At 60.5% G+C, this 21,415-nt stretch carries 22 protein-coding genes; 14 read left to right on the plus strand and 8 right to left on the minus strand.

Annotated features, from left to right (window positions below; translation table 11 throughout):
• The first annotated feature begins 178 nt into the window (after positions 1-178).
• Complete coding sequence (locus tag AC07YR_RS05015; RefSeq protein ID WP_494733388.1) at positions 179-637, plus strand: MarR family winged helix-turn-helix transcriptional regulator; 459 nt, start codon at positions 179-181, stop codon at positions 635-637.
• A 105-nt stretch (positions 638-742) separates the two neighbouring features.
• On the opposite strand, the gene AC07YR_RS05020 is transcribed toward AC07YR_RS05015, so the two are convergent.
• On the minus strand, positions 743-1,291 hold the full coding sequence (locus tag AC07YR_RS05020; RefSeq protein WP_494733263.1) for a ferredoxin--NADP reductase: 549 nt from the start codon (positions 1,289-1,291) through the stop codon (positions 743-745).
• A gap of 405 nt (positions 1,292-1,696) precedes the next feature.
• On the minus strand, positions 1,697-2,161 hold the full coding sequence (locus AC07YR_RS05025; RefSeq protein WP_494733264.1) for a MarR family winged helix-turn-helix transcriptional regulator: 465 nt from the start codon (positions 2,159-2,161) through the stop codon (positions 1,697-1,699).
• A 72-nt stretch (positions 2,162-2,233) separates the two neighbouring features.
• Here AC07YR_RS05025 and AC07YR_RS05030 point away from each other — a divergent pair, with 72 nt between their 5' ends.
• From AC07YR_RS05030 to AC07YR_RS05040, 3 genes are all read left to right on the plus strand, one after another.
• Positions 2,234-3,124, plus strand: a complete 891-nt coding sequence (locus tag AC07YR_RS05030; RefSeq protein ID WP_494733265.1) for an NmrA/HSCARG family protein — start codon at positions 2,234-2,236, stop codon at positions 3,122-3,124.
• Between the two features lie 718 nt (positions 3,125-3,842).
• Positions 3,843-4,652 carry a fumarylacetoacetate hydrolase family protein gene (locus AC07YR_RS05035; protein ID WP_494733266.1) on the plus strand — a complete coding sequence of 270 codons (810 nt, stop codon included), beginning with the start codon at positions 3,843-3,845 and terminating at the stop codon, positions 4,650-4,652.
• Positions 4,649-5,839, plus strand: a complete 1,191-nt coding sequence (locus AC07YR_RS05040) for an oxidoreductase (RefSeq protein ID WP_494733267.1) — start codon at positions 4,649-4,651, stop codon at positions 5,837-5,839. Before AC07YR_RS05035 ends, AC07YR_RS05040 begins: the two co-directional genes overlap by 4 nt.
• A gap of 6 nt (positions 5,840-5,845) precedes the next feature.
• Here the strand turns inward: AC07YR_RS05040 and AC07YR_RS05045 are convergent, their stop codons facing one another.
• On the minus strand, positions 5,846-6,649 hold the full coding sequence (locus tag AC07YR_RS05045; protein WP_494733389.1) for a GntR family transcriptional regulator: 804 nt from the start codon (positions 6,647-6,649) through the stop codon (positions 5,846-5,848).
• A 135-nt stretch (positions 6,650-6,784) separates the two neighbouring features.
• Between AC07YR_RS05045 and AC07YR_RS05050 the strand changes: the two genes are divergently transcribed.
• The 10 genes from AC07YR_RS05050 to AC07YR_RS05095 all read left to right on the plus strand — a co-directional run bounded on the left by AC07YR_RS05050 (position 6,785) and on the right by AC07YR_RS05095 (position 16,086).
• The gene (locus AC07YR_RS05050; protein WP_494733268.1) at positions 6,785-7,246 is read left to right on the plus strand and encodes an SRPBCC family protein; all 462 of its coding nucleotides are present in this window, start codon (positions 6,785-6,787) and stop codon (positions 7,244-7,246) included.
• A gap of 9 nt (positions 7,247-7,255) precedes the next feature.
• A complete protein-coding gene (locus AC07YR_RS05055; protein ID WP_494733269.1) occupies positions 7,256-7,663 on the plus strand; it encodes a nuclear transport factor 2 family protein in 408 nt (135 codons plus the stop codon).
• Between the two features lie 112 nt (positions 7,664-7,775).
• Entirely contained in the window at positions 7,776-8,639 is an 864-nt protein-coding gene (locus tag AC07YR_RS05060; protein WP_494733270.1) for a nuclear transport factor 2 family protein, read from the plus strand.
• A 98-nt stretch (positions 8,640-8,737) separates the two neighbouring features.
• The gene (locus AC07YR_RS05065; protein ID WP_494733271.1) at positions 8,738-9,316 is read left to right on the plus strand and encodes an SRPBCC domain-containing protein; all 579 of its coding nucleotides are present in this window, start codon (positions 8,738-8,740) and stop codon (positions 9,314-9,316) included.
• A gap of 205 nt (positions 9,317-9,521) precedes the next feature.
• On the plus strand, positions 9,522-10,289 hold the full coding sequence (locus AC07YR_RS05070; protein ID WP_494733272.1) for an SDR family NAD(P)-dependent oxidoreductase: 768 nt from the start codon (positions 9,522-9,524) through the stop codon (positions 10,287-10,289).
• A 50-nt stretch (positions 10,290-10,339) separates the two neighbouring features.
• Complete coding sequence (locus AC07YR_RS05075) at positions 10,340-11,122, plus strand: SDR family NAD(P)-dependent oxidoreductase (RefSeq protein WP_494733273.1); 783 nt, start codon at positions 10,340-10,342, stop codon at positions 11,120-11,122.
• A gap of 143 nt (positions 11,123-11,265) precedes the next feature.
• A complete protein-coding gene (locus tag AC07YR_RS05080; RefSeq protein WP_494733274.1) occupies positions 11,266-12,177 on the plus strand; it encodes a VOC family protein in 912 nt (303 codons plus the stop codon).
• 170 nt (positions 12,178-12,347) lie between these two features.
• Entirely contained in the window at positions 12,348-13,442 is a 1,095-nt protein-coding gene (locus AC07YR_RS05085) for a quinone oxidoreductase family protein (RefSeq protein WP_494733275.1), read from the plus strand.
• A 299-nt stretch (positions 13,443-13,741) separates the two neighbouring features.
• Positions 13,742-14,593, plus strand: coding sequence for a 2-keto-4-pentenoate hydratase (locus AC07YR_RS05090; RefSeq protein ID WP_494733276.1), 852 nt, complete (start codon positions 13,742-13,744; stop codon positions 14,591-14,593).
• Positions 14,590-16,086, plus strand: a complete 1,497-nt coding sequence (locus AC07YR_RS05095) for an aldehyde dehydrogenase (RefSeq protein WP_494733277.1) — start codon at positions 14,590-14,592, stop codon at positions 16,084-16,086. Before AC07YR_RS05090 ends, AC07YR_RS05095 begins: the two co-directional genes overlap by 4 nt.
• Before the next feature lie 685 nt (positions 16,087-16,771).
• Here AC07YR_RS05095 and AC07YR_RS05100 read toward each other — a convergent pair.
• The 5 genes from AC07YR_RS05100 to AC07YR_RS05120 all read right to left on the minus strand — a co-directional run bounded on the left by AC07YR_RS05100 (position 16,772) and on the right by AC07YR_RS05120 (position 21,401).
• The gene (locus AC07YR_RS05100) at positions 16,772-17,680 is read right to left on the minus strand and encodes a YaaC family protein (protein ID WP_494733278.1); all 909 of its coding nucleotides are present in this window, start codon (positions 17,678-17,680) and stop codon (positions 16,772-16,774) included.
• A gap of 1,130 nt (positions 17,681-18,810) precedes the next feature.
• Positions 18,811-19,626 carry an IclR family transcriptional regulator gene (locus AC07YR_RS05105; RefSeq protein ID WP_494733279.1) on the minus strand — a complete coding sequence of 272 codons (816 nt, stop codon included), beginning with the start codon at positions 19,624-19,626 and terminating at the stop codon, positions 18,811-18,813.
• On the minus strand, positions 19,626-19,820 hold the full coding sequence (locus AC07YR_RS05110; RefSeq protein ID WP_494733280.1) for a tautomerase family protein: 195 nt from the start codon (positions 19,818-19,820) through the stop codon (positions 19,626-19,628). Before AC07YR_RS05110 ends, AC07YR_RS05105 begins: the two co-directional genes overlap by 1 nt.
• A gap of 2 nt (positions 19,821-19,822) precedes the next feature.
• Complete coding sequence (locus AC07YR_RS05115) at positions 19,823-20,734, minus strand: VOC family protein (protein ID WP_494733281.1); 912 nt, start codon at positions 20,732-20,734, stop codon at positions 19,823-19,825.
• The gene (locus tag AC07YR_RS05120; protein WP_494733282.1) at positions 20,727-21,401 is read right to left on the minus strand and encodes a class II aldolase/adducin family protein; all 675 of its coding nucleotides are present in this window, start codon (positions 21,399-21,401) and stop codon (positions 20,727-20,729) included. The genes AC07YR_RS05115 and AC07YR_RS05120 overlap by 8 nt, the downstream gene beginning before the upstream one ends.
• Between the last annotated feature and the right edge of the window lie 14 nt (positions 21,402-21,415).

Consider the following 21,415-nt stretch of genomic DNA (forward strand, 5'->3'; position numbering starts at 1 on the left):
GCACACCGCATTCCACAGCGAAGTTCCCCGTTGCTCACCTTGTAGGCGATCGCAGGGCGTGCTTGACTTTCCTTATTGGTTGGACAAGATTAATTGCGGATTTCGCCCGGGTTCCTAGATAGGGGTGGTTGTTTTGACGACGCCGACGAGCGTGCCAGTACCCGATGCGCTTCGGTCCATGCCGGGCACGCCTATTAGTGAATGGATATTCCGGGCTGCAAGGGCGCATCGGGCCACAGCGGGCTGTTTGCTGCGCGACACAGGCTTGTACGCCGGCCAGGAAGTGCTGATGATCCAGCTGTGGGAGCGGGGCGAACAGCATCAAGGGGATCTGATCAAGGCGCTCGGACTGGATCCGTCGACCGTCACCCGTATGGTACAGCGCCTTGAACAGTCCGGTTTTGTCACACGCCGGCACTCAGACGTAGACCGCCGCACCGTGATGGTGAGAGCCACCCGAGCAGGCCTTGCGCTGCGGGACAAGGTGGAACAGGCATGGTCGACGCTGGAGGAGCTGACCACGGAAGGCCTTTCGCAGCAGGAGCAGGACGTATTGGAACGGTTGCTCAAGCGTGTCGAGGCGAACCTGACAACCCGACACGACGCTGACGACAACCCCCCGCAGACGAGCGGCTAAGAAGGAGCAGGTGTCACGGAAGGTGTTCCCTGAAAACGAAGTCTACGACGGGGAGGATCGCGGCCCTGCCCCTGAGCGCCGATGACTCCAGCCGACCGCTCGATCCTAGCCATACCCGCGGAACGCCTCGATCTCGATAGCGTCCGCCGCAATGCCCCCGGCTCGGAGTATATGCAACGTGTCGACGACCATCCTTGGCGTCCCGCTGATGTAGTAGATCGGGTCAATGAGACCGTTAGCAGCCTCAAGGAGGAGGACCCGATCAATTCGTCCTGTCGCCCCCTGCCACCTGGCCCCGTCGGGGCGAGTGAGTGTGTGGAGTAGGCGAAAGCGGTCATTCTGCTTTTCCAGTGCGGCGAACTCGTCGCGATACGCGATTTCGCCTTCGTTGCGACTGCTGTAGACGAGACGGACCCTAATGGGCAGCGAATAGTCTGCAGCGTACTCGGCCATGCCTTTGAAGGGGGTGGCGCCGATCCCGCCGGCGATGAAGATCGCAGGCCGCGTCTCGTGGAGTACGAAGTCACCTAGCGGGCCGAAGACGGCCGCTTCGTCCCCTGGGCGGAGGGCGGCGAAGGCACGTTTGTACGCTGAGTCGGAGAGGCGGACCGCGTATTCCAGGTACGGCCGGGTCGGACTCGTGGCGAGTGACATCGGCCGTGTGTCAGCGCCCTCCTCGGTCATTAGCTGGAGGAAGGTGAACTGTGTGGGACGGAATGTAAAGAAATTTGGCTTCCGCAGCGTTATCGCGTGCGTCGTGGGCGTGAGCTGGCGGGAGGAGATTACCTGGGTCCTGAATGCCGTGGGGGCCAGCCGCCCCTGGCGCCCCGCTCATGGTGCGGACCCACTCTTTCTGGGTAGGCCCGGCAGTCTCGCATAGCCGGACTCTGTGGTTAGGACAGCCTTCCGGAGCGTGAGCCGAGACTCATAATCCGCCATGGCCTCAGATTAGCACAGTGGGTAAACAGTTGAGTTGGTTAAGCTTTTCTTCCTCGGCAGCGGATTCATTAGTTCTCGTCGCGCTCCGAGTCCGGCCAGGTCCGGTCAGACCTGGCGGCATCAAAGGACGTGCCGCAGGTCAAGGAGCACCATCCCCAAGAGTCGGATGAGCTGATCTCGGTCGGCTGCGGAAAGGCTGGCGACAGTACGGCGCTCGAGTTCAGCCCAGACTTCCTGGACTGGCGCCTGCAGTGCGCGGCCCTTATCGGTTAGGGATACCAACAACACGCGCTTGTCCTCTCCAGAGCGCGCGCGCACGATCACGCCAGCGCGCTCCATCCGGGCAAGCATTTTGGTTACGGTCGGTGGTTCAACTAGCAGGTCGCGTGTGATCTCAGCCTGCGGGATGGGTTCACGTTCCCAAAGCATCATCAGGAGGAGCTCTTGTCCGGGCGCCAGCCCGAGATCCTTCAAAAGTGATTGTGCGATTGTCCGATGGATTCTTGCCACGGCCGGTATCAGCGAGCTGACCGGGCCATTTTCGTCGGGGTGGCGCGCAATGCGGGTGGCGCTGTCTTCAGTCATGGGGCCTTCTGGAATATTCTTTAGCCGGCTAAGGTTATATTGCTGTCCAAACACTACTTAGAGGAGTAAATCATGGCCATTGCATCCCCCGCCGGAACTCCGGCGACAGTTGCCGTGTTCGGTGCTACCGGCAAACAAGGTGGCGCAGTCGTCGACGCGCTGCTTGAGGGAGGGGCGCATGTGCGCGCCTTGGTGCGACAGCTTGAGTCGGCGGGTGCTCGCCAACTCTCGGAGCGTGGCGTCGAACTCGTCTACGCGGATCTTGATGAGCCGGACAGCCTGGTTCCAGCCCTTTCCGGAATCGATGCCTTCTTCTTCATGACCTCGCCCGGCGGTGAGTCTGGAGTGGGCCCGGCCGGCGAGACTCGGCAAGGCATTACTCTCGCTGACGCTGCTGCTGCCGCCGGTGTCAACCACATCGTCTTCAGCTCGGTGGGCGGCGCAGAGCGCGAAACCGGGATTCCGCATTTCGAGAGCAAGCGGCGCGTCGAGGAGCATCTGGAGACATTGAGCCCACGCACCTCGTTCATTCGCCCCGCGTTCTTCCTCGACAATTTTTCCTTCATGGGAGTTGGCATCGAGAGCGAGGAGATTGTTGTCCGCATGGCGCTTCCGGACGGTATTCCATTGCAAATGGTCGCCGTCCGCGACGTAGGGGTAGTCGCGGCGGCAGTGATGCTCGGCACCGCGGACATCCCTGGCGGCAGCATCGAGATCGCCGGCGATGAGCGGACCGGAAGTCAGATTGCTGAGGCCTTTGCAGACTATACGGGCAGGCCGGCACGGTATGAGGCTGTACCGATCGGAGCCCTTGACGGGCAATTCGACGCGCAGGCTATGTTCCAATGGTTCGTGAATCTGCCGGCCTACCGGGCTGACTTCGAACGGACCCGTGCCATCGATCCGGACGTGTACGACCTGCCGCGCTGGCTGTCTGCCACCGACTGGAAGCCCGCCGGCTGACCAAGCTCATACAGTTCCTGCAATTCGCTTTGGGTTCGACTCAGCCGATGGGCGGAGGGGCGTCCCATGCGAAGCGAGCATAGACGAGACTGCCGTCGGATCTTTCCACCAATTCCCGCGGATCTGCTCCCTCGGCGGAGATCCAAAGTATCGAACTGTCCGGCATGACAGCCTCTACGGTCCCGGTCCGAACGTTCTTGCCCGGACGTCTGATTTCCACGTACTGCCCTATGACGCGTTGCCAGTCCGGTTGGAGGTGAAGGCTCATCGGTTCCCGTTCCTTCCGGTGATGTTATGGACTGTTGGTTGAAGCGGTGAGGCGCCTGGCGTTGCGAATATTGATGATCCGGATGATCATCGGGCGCCTCACCGCAGATCAGAACCGACCTCGGCTTGCCGGTTGACTCGAGGAAGCATGCGCGGTCGGAGGTTACGAGAGACAGTCACCGCGGTTTCGTCGCTCACATAAAGTGTGTACAGTTTCACATGGGATGTCAATCCCTTGACATCCGCTAAAACTGTATGCACTCTAATCATCTGCGCTGCTACGGGCAGCGCATTGCGAGCAAAGAAGCTGGGAGTACGGATGTCTATTTGGAGTTTGGTAGCGTGCGAGTCGAAAAACGACCCGGGGGCATCATTCGTCGGTGTCGTTGACTCGGACGGGCGAGTATGGCGCCACCAGTTACTAGCGCCCTATCCTGACGTGTCTGCCGTCATGAGCGTATGGTCAGATTTGGAACCAGCACTTCGCGAGCTGCGGCCAGACGAGGGAGAACTCGTCGATGTTTTGCGTCTGCTGGCGCCAGTGCCGTCACCCGGCAAGCTAGTCTGCGCTGGCGCGAACTACCGTAGCCATCTGCAGGAAATGCTCGGGTCGCCGGAGACTCCCGCTCACTTTGAACCGTTCTTCTTTCTGCTACCCCCGACCTCGATTATTGGTAGCGACGAGGAGATCGCGATTCCGGATGACCGATCGGCCCGCGTTGACTGGGAGGCGGAACTTGGAGTGTTGATCGGCCGGCGGGCGAAAGACGTGCCAGTCGAGGAGGCCCTGAGCGCAGTAGCCGGTTATACGATCGTCAACGACATTTCGGCCCGCGGACACCATGGTCGGCCCGACCCGCTGGCGCCGCCTTTCGCTTTCGACTGGCTGCGGTCCAAGGGGCGCGATACTTTTACGCCAATCGGCCCCGGCGTTACCCCCGCGTGGTTTGTCCCAGATCCACAAGCGCTTCCGGTGCAACTGTGGCGCAATGGCGCACTCGAACAAGACGGCAACACATCGGACATGATCTTCGGAGTAGCGCAGCTCATCGCGCACGCCAGTTCCATCATGACTCTGGAGCCAGGTGACGTCATCGCGACAGGAACACCTGCCGGAGTCGGGGCGGGGAAGGGCGAGGTGCTGCGGGCCGGCGATCGGCTTGAGGTGACAATCGGGCGATTGGGAACACTGAGCAACAACGTGCAGTTGTCGAATTCGGTAGACGTTCCTTCCGCACGGCTTGTCGGAGGAGTCAAATGACAGCGCCGGTAACGGTAATCGGTCCAACGGATGCCGGATTCGCTCCTCTGTTCGAACCGCTGACTCTGGGAACGCGGACGGCGCCCAACCGCATCATGCAGGCACCGATGTCTGTCTCGTACGGCAACGCTGACGGCACTGTGAGCGAGAAGCAGATCGAACACTATGGGCGGCGCGCCCAAGGCGGTCTAGGCGTGGTCATCACTGAGAACTTCGCAGTCAACGTGTCCGGACGGCAGATGCCGCTTCAGACGGTCGTTAGCAACGAGGAGCATCTGCCCGGCTTGCGAAAGCTGGCCGAAGAGATCCACAGGCACGGGTCTCTCGCCGTGGTTCAGATCGTGCATTCTGGCCGGTACGCGGGGCCATGGGACGAGTATGAGAGCAGGCGGCGCATCGCACCGTCAGCAGTGCCATTCGAACTCACGCCTGGTCGTGTGGTCGCAGCGCAGGAGATCACCGCAGGGGAGATAGAGGAGTCAATCGAGGCATTCGTGTACGCCGCGCAACTGTGTGAGCGTGCAGGATTTGATGGTGTCGATTTGCACGCGGCGCAGGGCTTCCTGATATCGGGTTTCCTATCGCCGCGCACCAATCAGCGAACGGACCAATGGGGCGGCAGCTTCGAGAACCGGGTGCGATTTGCCCGGGAGGTTGTCCGGAGAGTCATCGCGGGCACGCGGCCGGATTTCATTGTCGGCGTGCATCTTCTCAGTGATGAGCTCATTGAGGACGGATGGACGCTCGCAGATGCGGTGCGCCTAGCTCCCTTGTTGGAAGCTGATGGCGCGGATTTCCTGTTTGCTATCCCGGCCACGTTCGAGACCCTGAGGCTTGCGGCTAACCAGGGCCTGTTGAAACGGAAGGGATACGCCCTATCCGATTCGAAGGCTCTGGCCGACGCGGTGAGTATTCCTGTCATCGCTAACGGAGGGCTTAGCGATCCTTCAGATCTGGTGAATGCCATGACGGAGTACAAGGCGTCGGCGGTGGCCCTTGCCCGCGCCATCTTCGTCGACCCCGATTGGCCGCGAAAAGTAGCGGCAGGATCTTCCGATGCCATTCGTGCCTGTCCCTGTGATCCGCCTAAGTGTCTGCAGACCCAGTTGACCGGAGCCATCTGCGGACATTGGCCAGAGGGTGCCCAATCCCTCGGCTATGTCGGTTACGACGACGCAACCACGTGATCGAGTTCAGGCACCGGCAAGCCGCCGCGGCGTAAGTCCGCAACCGTCCCGACTGGCGTGGACCTGGATCAACGCCAGCGGGACGGCCCTCGGCACGTAGTCGGGAGCGCAACTAGCCAAGACCCGAATAGCCGTCCGCTCAAGGTGGTGGGCAGTCATTGACACTGCGGCTTCATCGTCGCGGGAGACGACTGCCTCGAGAATGGCCTCGTGTTCTATGTCGCCGGATTCCTGCCAGCCGGAGGGATCTAGCTGTTGGCCCACTCTAATATACCGTGCACTTCGATCGGCCATCGATCTGAGCGCGGTGCGTAGAGGCTCGGGCGCTGCATGGTTGAGCAAGCCGTGAAACTCGATATGTGCTTCAAACCAACCTCCGAGGTCACGCTTTCCAGCCAACTTGCGCATAGTAGTTAACGCAGACTTCGCGTGCCGGGATTGCTTCGCGCCAAACTCGTCAATCGTCATAGCTACAGCTAGGCACTCCAGCACTATGCGGGAACCGTATGTGGCATCGAGTTCGGCTGCATCAAAACCCGCCACACGCATGCGCTGATTGGGCTCTGACTTCACCAGACCCTCCTCCTGCAGCATGCGCAAGACCTCCCGGAGCGGTGTCCGACTGACGCCCAATTGTTTAGCAAGGGCGGCTTGGGACAGTGTGGTCCCAGGAGGCAGCCGTCCGTCCAGGATGCACTCTCGCAGGTAGCAGTGAAGGCGCCCGACAGCCTGGCGTGCTTCAGGGAGGACAAGCGGCTCGATACCGGCAATGTAAAGACTTGGTTGTGGCATACAGCCATTCTGTCGCATCTTGGGCAAACTGCATACACTATCTTGTGGAAGTCATACTTAAATGTGTGTACAAAAGACTATTGACTTCGCAATGAAACTGCATACAGTTATATCTGATGGTGAACAAAGAGGTCACCGCACAGAGGAGGCAACATGATCTTTGTCAGCAGGGCCATCCCTGTTAATGGGCAGGACGTTCCCTTGCTCACCCGAGCAGATGTATGGGACGGCTTAGTGAAAAAGGCGAACAACGCTCTACCGTTCGTGCCGGCAATCAGTTCCTGCGAAATCGTGTCCCGATACGACGACGGATCCTTCGACCGGGATGTCACGGTTGGCGGAAATGACTTCAGGGAGCGAGTCACGTTGGAGGAGCCCCATCGCGTAACTTTCACCCGGCTGTCGGGCCCGGTCCTGGGGACGATCGCCAACGAAATAGAGGGAGAGGGCGAAAATCTCCAGCTTCGATTCAGCTTTGCCCTCGTCGTACTCGGCACGCCTGGAGGCTCCGAAGCCGAGGAAACCTTCGCCAAGACGATGACAGGGGACTACATCCAAGGCGTTACGGGGACACTGACAGCTCTGCGGCGCATCGCTTTGGGCGAAGCAGCGTAGGGGACCGACATGACTGATTCAATCGATGGACTTTACGTCAGCGTTGACGCACTCCGGCTGGATGAGGTGCTGGCGCACTTCGCCCCGGATGGCGTAGTCGTCTTTGGAAATAACCCCCCAGCGGTCGGACATGAGGCGATCGGAGGCGCATTGGGGTCGTTCTGGTCTTTGATCAGCAGCATGCGCCATGAGCTCCGCAACCGCTGGGACATCAACTCCACAACCTCGGTGCTCGAAGCGGACGTGCACTACGCCACGCGAGGCGGAACCGAATTCGTCCTGCCCTGCGTGACGATTGTCGATCGCGACTCCAGCGGACTCGTAACGTCGTTGCGCGTCCACATCGACACCGGAGACCTGATCGGCGCCGCATTAGGCGAGTTGGCGGGTACTAGGCCTCTGGTCGATCCTGTATAGCTGCATCGCGACATTAGAACCAGCGCCTCATCGGCGCAGTGGCACTGCAATACAAACAAAAAACCACCCCCGTCAGGCGGCATTCCTGACAGAGGACGTCAAAGGAGACGAAATGAGTGGAAAGAGTGTGCAAACCAGCATCCCCGCACCCGAGTGGGCGGCGGGACTTTATGCGGCGATGGACGCCGGAGACGTCGATGGCTTTGTCGGACATCTGAGCGAGGATGTGAGCCTGAGATCCGGAAACGCGGATCCCGTCATCGGACGGGAGAACGCACGTGCAGCATCGATGCAACTCTACGGAGCGATCGGGGGTATGAAGCACCACTTCAAGGAAGTGTGGGAGAACGGCGACTCGGTGATGCTGGTAGCGGATGCTGAGTACACGCGGCTGGACGGCAGCATCGTCTCATTGCCCTGCGTCACCCACGTCCATCACCGACCTGACGGACTTGTGGATAGCATGCATGTCTTCATGGACATCGCTCCTGTCTTCGCGGCCCAGCCGCCGGCCTTCATGGACAGCGAGCCCGACATGGTCGAATCGGCGAATGTTGCCCTGGTAAAGCGCTTTTATGGCATTGCCGACGGGAGGATTGAGGGCAACCCCATAGAGCTCTTCACTGACGACGTGGAGATCTATGCTCCGAAGTTCGGGCCGGGCTTCGGGCTGGAAGCCATGAAGAGTGCTGGCGCTGGACGCGATCGCTTCGCGCGAATGATTCACCACATCGACGAGTTCTCTGTCGTCGAGCACGGAAACCGAGTCATCATCGAGGGAACGACCGAGGGCGAGACCGTGACGGGTCGGGCCTGGGACGGGCATTCGTCAGTTTCCGGCCGATTCTGCGGCGTTTACGACATCCGCGACGGTCAGATCAGCCGGATGTGCGTCTACTTCGACCCTGACCTCGGCAACGAGGACGCGGATCGGTATCCGTACCACAAGGCTGAGGTGCAGTCGGTCGCGTCCTGACCGGCCTACTGCATCACAAGCAAGCCGAAAGTTCGTATCGAGGGCATCCTCGATCCTCTCGACGCGGACACCACCCCAGAAGAAGAATGGAGAAACACATGCAAGGCACTCTCGACGGCATCATTCGTCGGACCCACGACATGAACGAGGTTCACTTCGAACGCCACTTCGAAGCCCCCGTGGAACGGCTATGGGAGTATATTGCTGACCCGCACGAACTCGCGAAGTGGATGGGTGGTCCCATCGACAAACTAGAGCTCGCTGAAGGCGGCGAAGTCGTCGTCCAGATCGCACCCAAGCTTGGGGCGACGGCTTCTGGCGAGGTGCTGGAGTACGTTCCGGGCCGTCTCCTCAAATTCACCTGGAATGTGCCGGCTTGGGGGCATACCCCGGATCTGCTGGGAACCGTGATGCGCTGGGAGGCCGTCGCCGATGGCGACGGATCAAAGATCCTGCTCACCCATTCACTGCCCTACACCGTTGGTCGGGAACACCTGCTGGCAGCCGCGTGGACCCTGCACCTCGATCAGCTCGGTGAACTGCTCGTCGGCAACGACGACAAGTACACCATCGAACATAACAGCGTGCAATCGCTAACCGCCCAGTACCTCGAAGCAGACTTCGAGAGCCAACGCGCCCGCTACGCTGATCTCCTCGACATGAGCAGTCACTCCTAGCATCTTCCGCCTCCAAACGACTGTGCCCTAAGACTTGCTGTCGTCGTCCGGAATCTCGCCCGCCCGTTGGTGGGTGCAGTCTGAGCCGGCCGCACATGTGTCTTCCCATACGCCCGTCCGCTGAACACCCATGACGCCGGACATCGGCTGCCTGGCGACCGACAACAAATCTAGGCGCGTGACCGATAGATAAGGACAACTGACTATGACCAACGACGACGAACGGCGAGACCCTCAGCAGCGAGTGGCTGTTTTGACGGGTGGTGGCGGAGGCATCGGCCAGGCATACGCCGTGAGGCTTGCTAAGGAAGGACATATCGTCGCGGTGGCCGATATCGGCCCCACTGATGCCACAGAGAAACTCATTCGCGAGGTCGGAGGCACCGTCTTTGTCGGACAGTGTGACGTGTCAGACCCGGAGAGCGTCGCTGCTTTCGCGGACGCAGTCACAGCTCAGTTCGGGCCAGTTGAGATCCTGGTACACAACGCCGGAATCTACCCGATGGGCAGCTTCGAGGACACAGACTGGGCGACTTGGCGGCGCATCATGAGCGTCAACTTGGACTCAGCCTTCCATCTGACCAAAGCGTTCCTCCCCGGTATGAAGGAAACCGGATGGGGACGAATCGTCATAATGGCTTCGACGACGTTTCACTCAGGGGCACCCGGCCTTGTTGCCTACACTGCGAGCAAGGGAGGCGTCATAGGATTCGTGCGGTCCCTCGCCGCCGAGGTAGGCGAGTATGGCATCACAGTCAATGCCATCGCACCTTCGATTGTGCGAACTCCTGGCACCGCTGCTGGCCCCCAGGAAGAGATGGGCGTGTTCGAGTTTGCCAAAGCCGCACAGGCGATCAAGCGGGTCAGCGTGCCCGAAGACCTGACGGGAACTATGGCCTTTCTCAGCTCGGAAGACGCTGGATTCATGACCGGACAGACACTCGTGGTCGACGGCGGCTGGGTTCGGGCCTGAGGATTCACCGCCCCACACAGTTTACGGAGAATTCGATTGAGAGGAATCTAGTGAACCGATTTATCGGACAGTACGCTATTGTCACAGGCGGGGTGTCGGGCATTGGCGCCGCTATCACCCGCCGCCTCATAGACGAAGGCGCGCAGGTTCTCGTAGCTGACATTAACGCCGATGCCATCGAAGGCGTTCCGGAGACGTTCGGCCCGAAAGCGCTAGGCCTTCGCACGGACGTGACCAACGAGGGCGATATGGAGCGGCTATTTGGGCACGCACGTGAGAGGTTCGGAACACTTGACGCCGTCTTCAACGTAGCCGGGGGCTCTCGACCCAGCCTCATCGTAGACAGCGATTTCAGCACATGGGACTTCAATGTCCGCCTGAATCTGCACAGTGCTTTCCTCGGGACGAAGCTGGCAGCCAAACAATTCCTTGCCGACGGCAAATCCGGTGCGATCGTCAACATCGCTTCGATGAATGCCCAGGTTCCGGCTCACTTCGGGGTCGCCTACTCGGCTGCTAAAGCCGGGGTGATCATGTTGACACGAGGGGCAGCGCTGGAGCTCGGAGATAAGGGTATCCGTGTTAACTCCGTATCACCAGGCCTCGTTGCGACCCCACTGACCGGCGGGCTGATGAACATCCCAGGCATGATGGAGGCGTTTCTAGAGCGCATCCCCGCAAACCGGTCAGCAGAGCCTGAAGAGATCGCCGGTGTGGCGCTCTATCTCGCTTCCTCCGACGCCTCCTATATCAATGGATCAGACATTCTCGTCGACGGTGCCTGGACGACAACGGTCTACCCAGACCTCCGGGCGTACCTCACGGAGGCCTGAACCGCCCGCGCGGGACCATCTCCCCGGCCCCGCCCCACAATATTCACCCAACGAGAATGCCGCGGCAATGGAGACCTTTGTCTAGGCGACACCAGCCCGATCCTCTAGTTTGATCCACGAAAATTTGTAAAAAGGACTGTTGAATGACCACCAAGCCTAGCTCCCCGGTAAACGTAACAAAGCTTGGTTACGTAGAGTTTGAGACTCCAGATCTTGACCGGCTCACCGAGTATTACACCAAGGTCCTTGACTTCGTCCCCGTCGAGAAGACGGCAGAGGAAGTGTTCCTGACGCCCTCGTTTGACCACCACTCCGTCGTCCTGCGTGCCAGCAAGGAGCACAAGGCACGAACTGTTGTCGGCTACGAGATTGCGGAAGATCTCGCTGATGCCGAGCGCCGCATCCGTGATGCTGGGTACGAAGTTGAAAGGCGAAGCGACATCGCCCCGTCGACCCCCGACGTTCTTGTGGTCGCGGAACCTCTCACAGGAACGATGCTGCACCTTTACGACCAGCAGTCCCGCAGCGGCGTTGGACCTGATGACAGTGTCCTCCGGCCCACGAAACTCGGTCATATCGCCGCGTTTACCCCCGATCTTGTGCCGACCCAGAGCTTCTATCAGGACCTGCTTGGTTTCAGATGGTCGGACACCATCGGTGACTTCTTCGTATTCCTCCGCTGCAACAGCGACCATCACGCCGCCAACTTCATGGCCTCTAAGTCTCGTGCCGGCATGCACCACATAGCGTACGAGATGCGTGACCTGAACCACCTGCAGACCATGCTCGACCACATGGCGCACCGGAACATCCGGCTCGAATGGGGACCGGGTCGGCACGGAGCCGGGCACAACGTCTTCACTTATCACAAAGACCCCGACGGAAACACGATCGAACTGTTCACTCAACTCGACGTCATGCTCGACGAGTCGAAGGGGTACTTCGAGCCGCGCCCCTGGCATAACCAATTCCCACAGTTTCCGAAGACCTGGGAAGTCGACGTGATCGCAGCCAACAGCTGGGGACCTATTAATCCGGCGCTCCTCGAACACTGAGGAGAGAACCTGTGGCCAGTGGGACATCGAGAAGCTCTGGTTAAAAGCAAGACTCAACATACGGTCCGGCACCAATGTGTGCCGGGACGTCGCAGGAGGCGTCACCAATCGATCGTAAGTAGCAATCGAAAGGTTCGCCCGTATGACAAAAAGTTAGTTGGAGGCACAAAATGATTGATCTGAGCATCACGGGGGAGCTTTGGCCCGCCTTAAAGGGGCAAGTCCCGAACACCATGGACGCTATGGTGTTCCAGGAATTCGGTGGTCCGGACGTGCTCCATTTTGAGTCCGTTCCCGTGCCGGACATCGGCCCAGAGGAGATCCTGGTAAGAGTCGGAGCCGTAAGCATTGGGCGGCTTCTCGATCTTGTTGCTCGTTCCGGGAAACATCCCTACGCAAGCTTCACTTTCCCGCACATTCTGGGGGGAGACCACGCAGGAACCGTCGCCGCTGTTGGCGATGCAGTCTCTGGTCTCAGCGTTGGCGATCACGTAGCGATCTTTCCGGTCGTGGTCATCGGAGAGGACGAATACACCCGGTCGGGCCGTTCCGATTTGTCACCTAACGTGAGGATCATCGGTACGCACCGTCCAGGCGCATATGCCGAGTATGTGGCAGTGCCGGCCGCCAATGCATCGATTGTTCCCGAAGGCGTCGGTCCGGAGCAGGCGTCGGCACTTGCCAGCGTCGGAGCAGTTGCGACGAATCAGTTCGCACGAGTAGGCGGCATCGGCCAAGGGTCCCGGGTGGTAGTGCAGGGCGCGAGCAGCGCCCTCGGGCTGACAACCGCTCTGCTCGCCAAGCACCTTGGCTGTGAGGTCGTTGTGAGCTCACGGCACGAAAGCAAGCGAAGTCGTCTTCGGGACATCGGCTTCGAGCATGTCTTCGATGCAGTCGACGATAACTTCAGTGACCAGGTCCACGGCGCCTTCGGCGGAGGAGCAGACCTCATCGTGGACAACCTGGGCGCACCGCTGGTCTGGGAGCACGGCTTCGACTCGTTGCGCCCCGGCGGTGCGGTGGTTTCCTCAGGAGCCTTCCTAGGGCACACTGTTCCACTCAATCTCCAAAAGCTCTACTCCACTGGCATCAGAGTGGTGGGGGTGCGATCCGGGACGCCTGCTTCGGTCACCGAGTTGTGGACCCACGTAGCAGCTGGGTTCCGCACCGTCGTAGACCGTAGCTTCCGGCTTTCTGATGCGCCTGACGCGCATCGATACGTCGAGCATGGCGACAATGTCGGCAAGGTCGTGCTGGTTCCCTGAAAACCGTTCTGCGACCTTGAATGGCACTGTCACAGGAATCGCGGAAAGGGAACCAACTCTTGGACGCTGGCTGGCTCAGATGGGGTTTGCTTGTCCCGAAACGTGCGGCGAAAGGCTTCATGTTAGGGGGCGAATCTCTAATTTGAGGCCACATGGCTCCGAGAGCCGACGAGGGCTGAGAACATCCCGCCCAGCGGCACAGGACCATGTTGTTCCGGGGGGTGAGGGGAAGAATGCAGAAAGATCCGAGATCCCTTAGCGGAGAGTCTCGACAGGAAATCCAATTCAGGAGACAAGTCATGAAAGCCACCAGGCACGAGCAGCCCACAGTAGCCAGCGCCGCAAAGGCAGAAGAGTCCGTCCTTGAGACGCTGACAGTGGCAGAAGAGGGCCGACGAAGCATCGAGCGCTTTACGTTGCTCTGGCCGGATCTTGACCTTGACACCGCTTACCGAATTCAAGCGGCCGGAATCGCTCGTCGTATCAAAGGCGGCGGACGACGCGTCGGGATCAAACTCGGCCTCACGTCGTTCGCGAAGCAAACTCAGATGGGTGTGTCGGCGCCGATCACGGGAGTCCTAACCCAGGACATGCTTCTCGCACCCGGAGATGAGATTCCCACAGATGAGCTAATTCATCCAAAGGTTGAACCCGAGATCGTCTTCGTGCTGGGTGAGGACCTCATTGGACCCGGTATCGACGTCGCGTCCGCCGCTCGAGCTGTAGCCCGTGTACACGCCGGGATCGAGGTTATCGATAGCCGGTATCGTGCCTTCGACTTCCGACTGCCCGACGTGGTTGCCGACAATGCATCCTCGGCTCGATTCGTCGTTGGCGGCACCAAGCTCACACTTGCGGAGTGCAACCTCACCCAGGAGCGGGTTGAACTCCGGATCAACGGTGAGGTCGTCGCGGTCGCAACCGGAGAGGCTGTGCTTGGCGACCCTCTGCGGGCCTTGGCTTTTGCAGCCAACGAGCTGGCATCCCGCGGCGACTTCCTCCGTGCAGGCGACATCGTGCTCACCGGCGGGATGACGGATGCCCGGGCTGTTCCTCCTGGGTCGAACGTCTCGGTCGAATTCTCCACTCTTGGCACCGTTTCCCTGAAGGCAGCGGAGACGTCGACAACAACAATGAAGGACGCAAGATGAGCACAATCAAGACAGCGGCGAAGAAGTCGGTAGTCGGGACTGACCTAGTCAGCTTCGGCCACGTCATTGACGGGCGAGAGGTCCAGTCCACGTCCGGTGAAGAGTTCACCAGCATCGACCCTTACACTCGCGAGCCTTGGGCGGTCTTCCCGCTGGGAGGCACGGCGGAAGCTGAAAGTGCGGTGGCCGCGGCGCGGTGGGCATTCGACACGGGGCCGTGGCCTCGGATGACGAGCACGGAACGCCGGAGGCTACTCAACCGCTTCGCGGATCTCATTGAGCTGCACGGCGACGAACTAGCACTCGCGGATACTCGCGACATGGGCAAGCCGATCACGCAGAGCCGTGGCACCGACGTCGCCCGGACAGCCCTGAACTTCCGCTTCTTCGCCGACCACGCGCACGCTTCTGCGTCGGAAGTATTTCCCATGGACACGCCTCATCACGCGTACACACGGTACGACCCTGCCGGCGTGGTTGTGGCCATCGCTCCCTGGAACTTCCCCATGATGCTCGAAAGCTGGAAGGTGGCTCCCGCTTTGGCATGGGGCAACACCGTTGTCCTGAAGCCTGCGGAGGATTCGCCTGCCAGTGCGACCATCTTGGCCAGGCTCGCCCTTGAGGCAGGGATTCCGCCCGGTGTTTTCAACGTTGTACACGGCTTTGGGCCCGACTCAGTAGGGGAATCTCTCACGTCGAATCCTGATGTCGACCGCATAACTTTTACGGGCGAGTCGTCGACTGGAAAGGTCATTGCCCGCGCGGCCGCCTCGAACCTGATCCCCGTGAGTCTGGAGCTGGGCGGAAAGGGGGCGAATATTGTGTTCGCCGACGCCGATCTTGACAACGCGATCGAGTGGTCGATCAAGGCGATCTACACCAACACTGGTCAGGTGTGTCTCGCCGGGAGTCGCATCTACGTCGAGCGTCCGCTCGTTGCGGAGTTCACGCGCCGGTTTGTTGAAGCCGCGGAGCGGATGCGTCTGGGGGACCCCAAAGACCCTGAGACGCAGATCGGCCCGCTCGCGAGCAGCGTTCACTACGAGAAGGTGCGTGGATACGTTGAGACGATCCCCGAATCCGGAGGTGAACAGGTCACTGGCGGTCTTGACGACGGATGGTTCGTCAGGCCCACGGTCATCCGTGAACCTGATGCCGGATCGCGTCACCAGCAGGAGGAGATCTTTGGGCCCGTCGTCACCATCACTGCGTTCGACGCCGAAGATGAAGCCATAGGTCTCGTGAACGACAGCCCGTACGGCCTTAACGCAATGCTCTTCACTGAGGATCTCAGTCGGGCCCACCGGGTATCGACCGCGCTCGTCGTGGGCACAGTCTGGGTCAACTGCTTTTTCGTCCGGGACCTCCGTGCGCCATTCGGCGGTGCCAAGCAGTCGGGAGTCGGTCGCGAAGGCGGGAACTTCAGCCGGGAGTTCTTCACGGAGCCAAAAGCGATCATCATGCAGGTCGATCCGTCTCACAGTCGCCGGTAGTCACCTCGCGTGTCTGGTATCAATGCATGCCCGTGGTCCCAGGGGCTGAATGAAGCACCTCATGGTCGCGTGTGGTTGCTGCGGGCATGCACCCGCGGAGTCCGGGCGCGTCATCGGTGCGGCATTGCACCGGGGGCGTTGCCGGGCGCTTCACGTGCACCTGGCAATCAACCGGTGCGGGCTGGCAGCGTGTTCTCACGGTTCTGCACAGGGGGCTAGCTCAAACACGCTGTAGCAGGATTTTGGTTCCGTCCGGACTCCACGACGGCGGGGAATTCTAGTGCTGATGCCTGCACTCAATTGTGATTTGGGTAGTCCGGCCGCCCGGGCCGATGGCTTACGGGGGCCGCCGTGGTTTCGGGAGTCACAGTCGGAGGCGACCACCGACGATTAAACGCTGCTCAGCGCGAGACCGAGTCGTCGGTGTATGCATCAACCGATCGCACGCACGCGTCAGCCGGCGGTGTGCTGATCACGCCGGCGGATCAACGTAAGGGCGTCAAGCATGAATCGCCGAATCGCTGCCAGCCCACGGGCGCGACAGGCTGGGCACCCCGCAGAACCCCGCGGTTCGCGTTGCTGAGGAGGTACGCGTCGCTGTGGTGGAAGTCGCTTCATCGAGAGGGTCCGCGAACCAGAATGCGATGCCGTTGGTTAGTCGCACCAAAAACCGACTGTTGTCTGTTTAGCTTTGCTGCCCGCTCAGGCGGGACAATTCACCCCAGAGCAACTCGGGCACGGCATCAATTGCCGAGTCGAGCAGGAACTCGATCCTCGATGCGATAGGGCTGTCGGCGAGCGAGAGTGTTTCCGTCCATTTACTGGGTGCGTATCGCGCAAGCATCGACAGGGCGTAGAGCACGCACCACCAGGACATCAGCGGGCGGAGGGCTCGTTCACTACCGCCTGCGCGTGGCAGAAGAATAGACGTTCGCCTGTAGTACTCAGCGCCGTCGAGATCGGCGACGGCGCCTCCATGGCGGCTCTTCAGTTGACCGGCGCTTGGGACGATCACGAAACAATATCCCTCGTTGTGGCTCCAACGGACGCTGCCGGCGTCGTCTAGAGCGACTTCGAGGTCGCCCAATGCGGGGTAGCCCGCGAGAATTGCACGGACTTCTTCAGCTGTCGCACCGTGTCCGTTTGTCAGATCGGGAACGCGGATTTCGAGTTCTATGGGGAATATTTTTCCCTGGACGTTGTAGACGTGCGCGTCCGTGATCGGGCGGCTATACCCGTTGGGCTCCTGGAATGCCATCGTGTAATCGACCAGCTGGTTCATGGCAGCCCCGAAGTCGATCGCATTGAAATCAAGCGGCGAGTCGATTGCGAGGGATACCCGTGAGAACAGGTCTCGGGTACCCGGGTCCTGTTTGATCGGCGTCGCAAGGACCCCGTTGGGGACCTTTATGTCGTACTTGAGGCCATGCCCGTTGGCCTGCCACTGGTGATCCGTCCCGCGTCCGAGCAGACGCGACCCTGCAGCGATTGCTCGCCCGGCCTGCGAAAGACCGTAAAAGAGGTTCAATGGCCGACTCTCATATCCGATTCGCTCGGCGGCGGCGAACTGCTGTTGAGCCTGTTCCAGTGCCATGTGAAACTCGCGCCAACGCGACTTATCACTTCGGAGAATGCTAGCAAGCGACCCCTGCGGTTCTGCCCGAATTGTACGGATTGAACGCCAGGATTCCGAGGCGGTCATCAGGCTCATTGAGTAGTTCGTAGTGGGCATGGGTAAAGCGTACGCAGTAGGGACAGCCGTCGAACAACTGCGCCCGGAATATAATCAGCCCGGGTCTTGCCCCCATACGAGCCCTACCGGCGACAACTCCTACGACCCCGACCAGAGACCCTAGACTCGGACCCCGTGGGTCTAGACGTCAGAGCGCAAAGCGGAACTCCACGGCATTCCTATTCAACATTTCGCGCTCCACGCCGACCAGGCCAGGCTCCTCGAACGGATTCAGAACGACTAAGTCCTCGGCCCCTCGACGTTCCGCTTCGCCTACTTGGAACATACGCCGAGGCTGCTCATAAATGGCTGAACAATGAAGCCGACGTCATTGACACCACACACATCACAGCGGACCAAGCCGCGAAGCAGATCGCGGATTCAGTGCTTGACCGCTGAGAACGCGGACATCCGGCATCCTTGTGCCTGGTGAAGGATCGCTTACCCAGCCTCGCGGGAACCCTGAGTATGCCCTTCCTGCAACGGTCCGCCGCCGCTGTCGAGGACCTCATGCGCGATGAGGCAATGCTTCTCTGATGATCGTGGAACTGGCTCCGCCCACTGGACGAGGCGCTTCGCAGTGGGATGTTGGAGATTCCCGAGGCGCCGCACAAGCCGTTGGCCGCTCCCAAGCCAGCTGCGGTTGGCTAAGAGCAGCAGTTACCCGGCGCGCTTTTAGACGTCAGCAATTATGGCGAACTCCTCTCCAGGATCCGGGCGTCCCTGGAGATCATCGATGGCTGCCGAAAGCCCAAATCGTAGGCCGGCCTGCTGTGTCGCGTCGATCGGCTCCGGACCTGCGGCCAACACCCCTTGCGCACGGGCCTGCAGCTGCGCCGTTGCGACGTTGCGAATGCGCCCGTTAAGGGATCCTCAACGGGCGCTGGTGCGACACCAAGCGATCACAGAACGCCGCCAAATAGCGTTCAAATCCACAAGGGCGGCCCCAGTTCTAGGAACCGAGAGCCGCCCCTGTGACGATTGTTGCCGCCTCAGCCGACGAGCTGCGGGTACTTGGTTACGGTACGGCTGACCGTCAGTCCGGCTCTCCGGACGGCGATGGCCACCAGCTCCAAATCAACGTTCTGGGTCCAGCCCGTTGCGGAGATTGCAGCGATTGGAAGCCCGTCTGCGCCCATGACTGCAGCGGCTACACAGGCGATTCCCGCACGGCTTTCCTCCTGGTCATATGCAACGCCCGCCGCTCGCACGAGTTCCAGTTCACGCTTCAGCTCCGCGACGTCGGTGATGGTACGCGGACCCACTTGACGTAATGGTCGTGACAGCATTTCCGTGACGATCGACTCCGGCGACCAGGCGAGCAGGACTTTGCCGACTGCAGTCGCGTAGGCGGCCATCCGTCCTCCGACCCGGCTTGGCAGCGGAGGGGTTTCTCGTGTCCGAAGTACCTCGAGATATACGACGTCGGTTCGTTCGAGCACCGCGAGGTGCACAGTGAGGTTCACTGTTGCCCGCAATTCAGCCATGCCGGCGAGAGCGATTCGTTTGAGATTGTGTGGTTGGCTGGCCGACTCGCCGAGTTCGAACATCCGAATTCCGAATCGAACTCCTTTGCCGTCTCTCTCGAGCATCCGGTACTCGACGAGGTCATTCACAATCCTCGCGACTGACGATTTCGGCAGGCCAACTCGGCGCGAGATCTCGGTGATACCGAGCTGTCGATCACCAGGCTTGAAGGCGCCTAAAATCATCGAGACACGGCCGACCATCGATCGGTGGTCTTCGACTGCAGCCGCCTCCGCCTCCGCCTTGGCCGACGGACGCGCCCGCATCTGGACAACGGTCATCAGGTGGATGTCCGTTCGGCTATGGTGATCCCCCCTGAGAGCCAATGCTCGGGCGGGACCTCGCGGAGCACGACGCGAACACTGGCGGCGGGAACGCCTATGGCGTGCATTACTGCTTCATGCACTTCACCCATCAGCCCGCGCAGCAGCTCTGGATCGCGTCCGGTGGTAAGTGTGATTTCTACGAGTGGCATTTTCACACCCCCTGTAGTTCAGGCCTGGCGGGAAGCAGCGGCTCCTGTGGCGCCTGTCCCTGTGTGGACACACGCTGGACTGGACCGCCCCACATGTCGATGGAGGCACTTACTGTAGGGTCAAAGTGACGAGCGACCCATGAGTTATCCGTGATCAGCTGTACGCCGAAGGAATATTCGTAGGTCAGTCCCTCTGGGCCCTTGAAGTAGATGAAGATCGCGGTCGAGGTGGGGTGTCGGCCTGGGCCCATCTCGATTTCGACGTCCTCACGTTCGAGGAACCGCCAGCTGCGCATGAGGTCGTCGAGGGACTCAACTTGGAAGTTGATATGGCAGAGACCTGGCTTGTCACCTTTGAAGACGGCGAACTTGTGGTGAACCTCATCGAAGCGCATCAGCGCTGCCCCATCACCTACCCAGTCGCTGATCCGGAGGTTGAAGAGGGAACTCCACCATTCAAAGGCGGCGTGCACATCCGGGGCATCGACGCAAAGGTGACCAAACTCCCGGATTCCCGCCCGCCGGGGATATTCAACGGCGCGCCCGTCCATGACCTGGTCGTAGACCAAGTCGAACCTGTTGCCCCAAGGATCATCGAACGAGATGAATCCGCCCACCCGTCGGGACCTCGCCTCAGCTTCGGTTCCTCGTCGAACGGCCACTCCCGCGAGTGAGAGCTCGTCTTCGGCGCGGCGCAACGCTGCATGGTCGGCGACCGAAAGCCCTGAGGAAAGCACACCGGACTCGCCCTCCACGAAGGCCAGGCAGTGGTGGCGGCGGTCGGCACGCAAGTAGTGGGTGCCGTCTTCGGCGCCCATGTACTGCATTCCGACGATTTCGGTGGCGAAACGCACGGCCTCGCTGGCATTCGCTGTGCCTGATCGCACATAGGCAATGTCGTACAACTCAATCATGGTTGGTTCCTTCCGTATGGACGAGATATCGGTAGATGCGGGGGAGTAGCTCGTCCGCGCGCTCCTCCCACCACAGGCTTTCTTCCGCTGGTAGCGGTTCAGGGTCTCCAGCAGCGAGGGCGTCCAGAGCGAGGCGGGCACTTCGCTCAAGAACCCACATCCTGGCAACAGCCTCGGCCACCGTTTTGCCCACGGTGATGGCGCCGTTCCCGCGGAGCATGATGGTTTTTGCTGTCCCTGCGGCGGCGATGACCTCTTCAGCAGATGACCGGTCGCGGATCAGTATGGAACTTCTGTGCAAGTGAACGCCCTGCAGCATGGCGGCGTGGCCCGTCAGGATCGGAAGATCGCGCCCGAGCGAGGCGAATGCGGCGGTCGCGGGCGGCTGGGCGCGTACGACTGCGCCGACGCCTATGCGCGAAGCGGCAAGTGCTATGTGCAGCCATCCCTCTAGAGGAGCCCCCGGGGGTAGGGCTGTGTCACCGATTCTCAGGTCGATCGCGTCGCTACCAAGAGCTACTTCGCTGAGGGGGATCGGGGGCGTGATGCGGAGACCTTCGCCGGTCCGAATGCTGATATGCCCGAACGCATCGCTCAACCCGGCATCTGAGACGGCGGCCGCTGCGCGGTGTAGCTGCTCGGTCACTCCGCTGTATGTCTTCGTCACACCTACTCCTCATC

The sequence above is a fragment of the Arthrobacter sp. GW460-12-1-14-TSB2 genome (assembly GCF_059423525.1).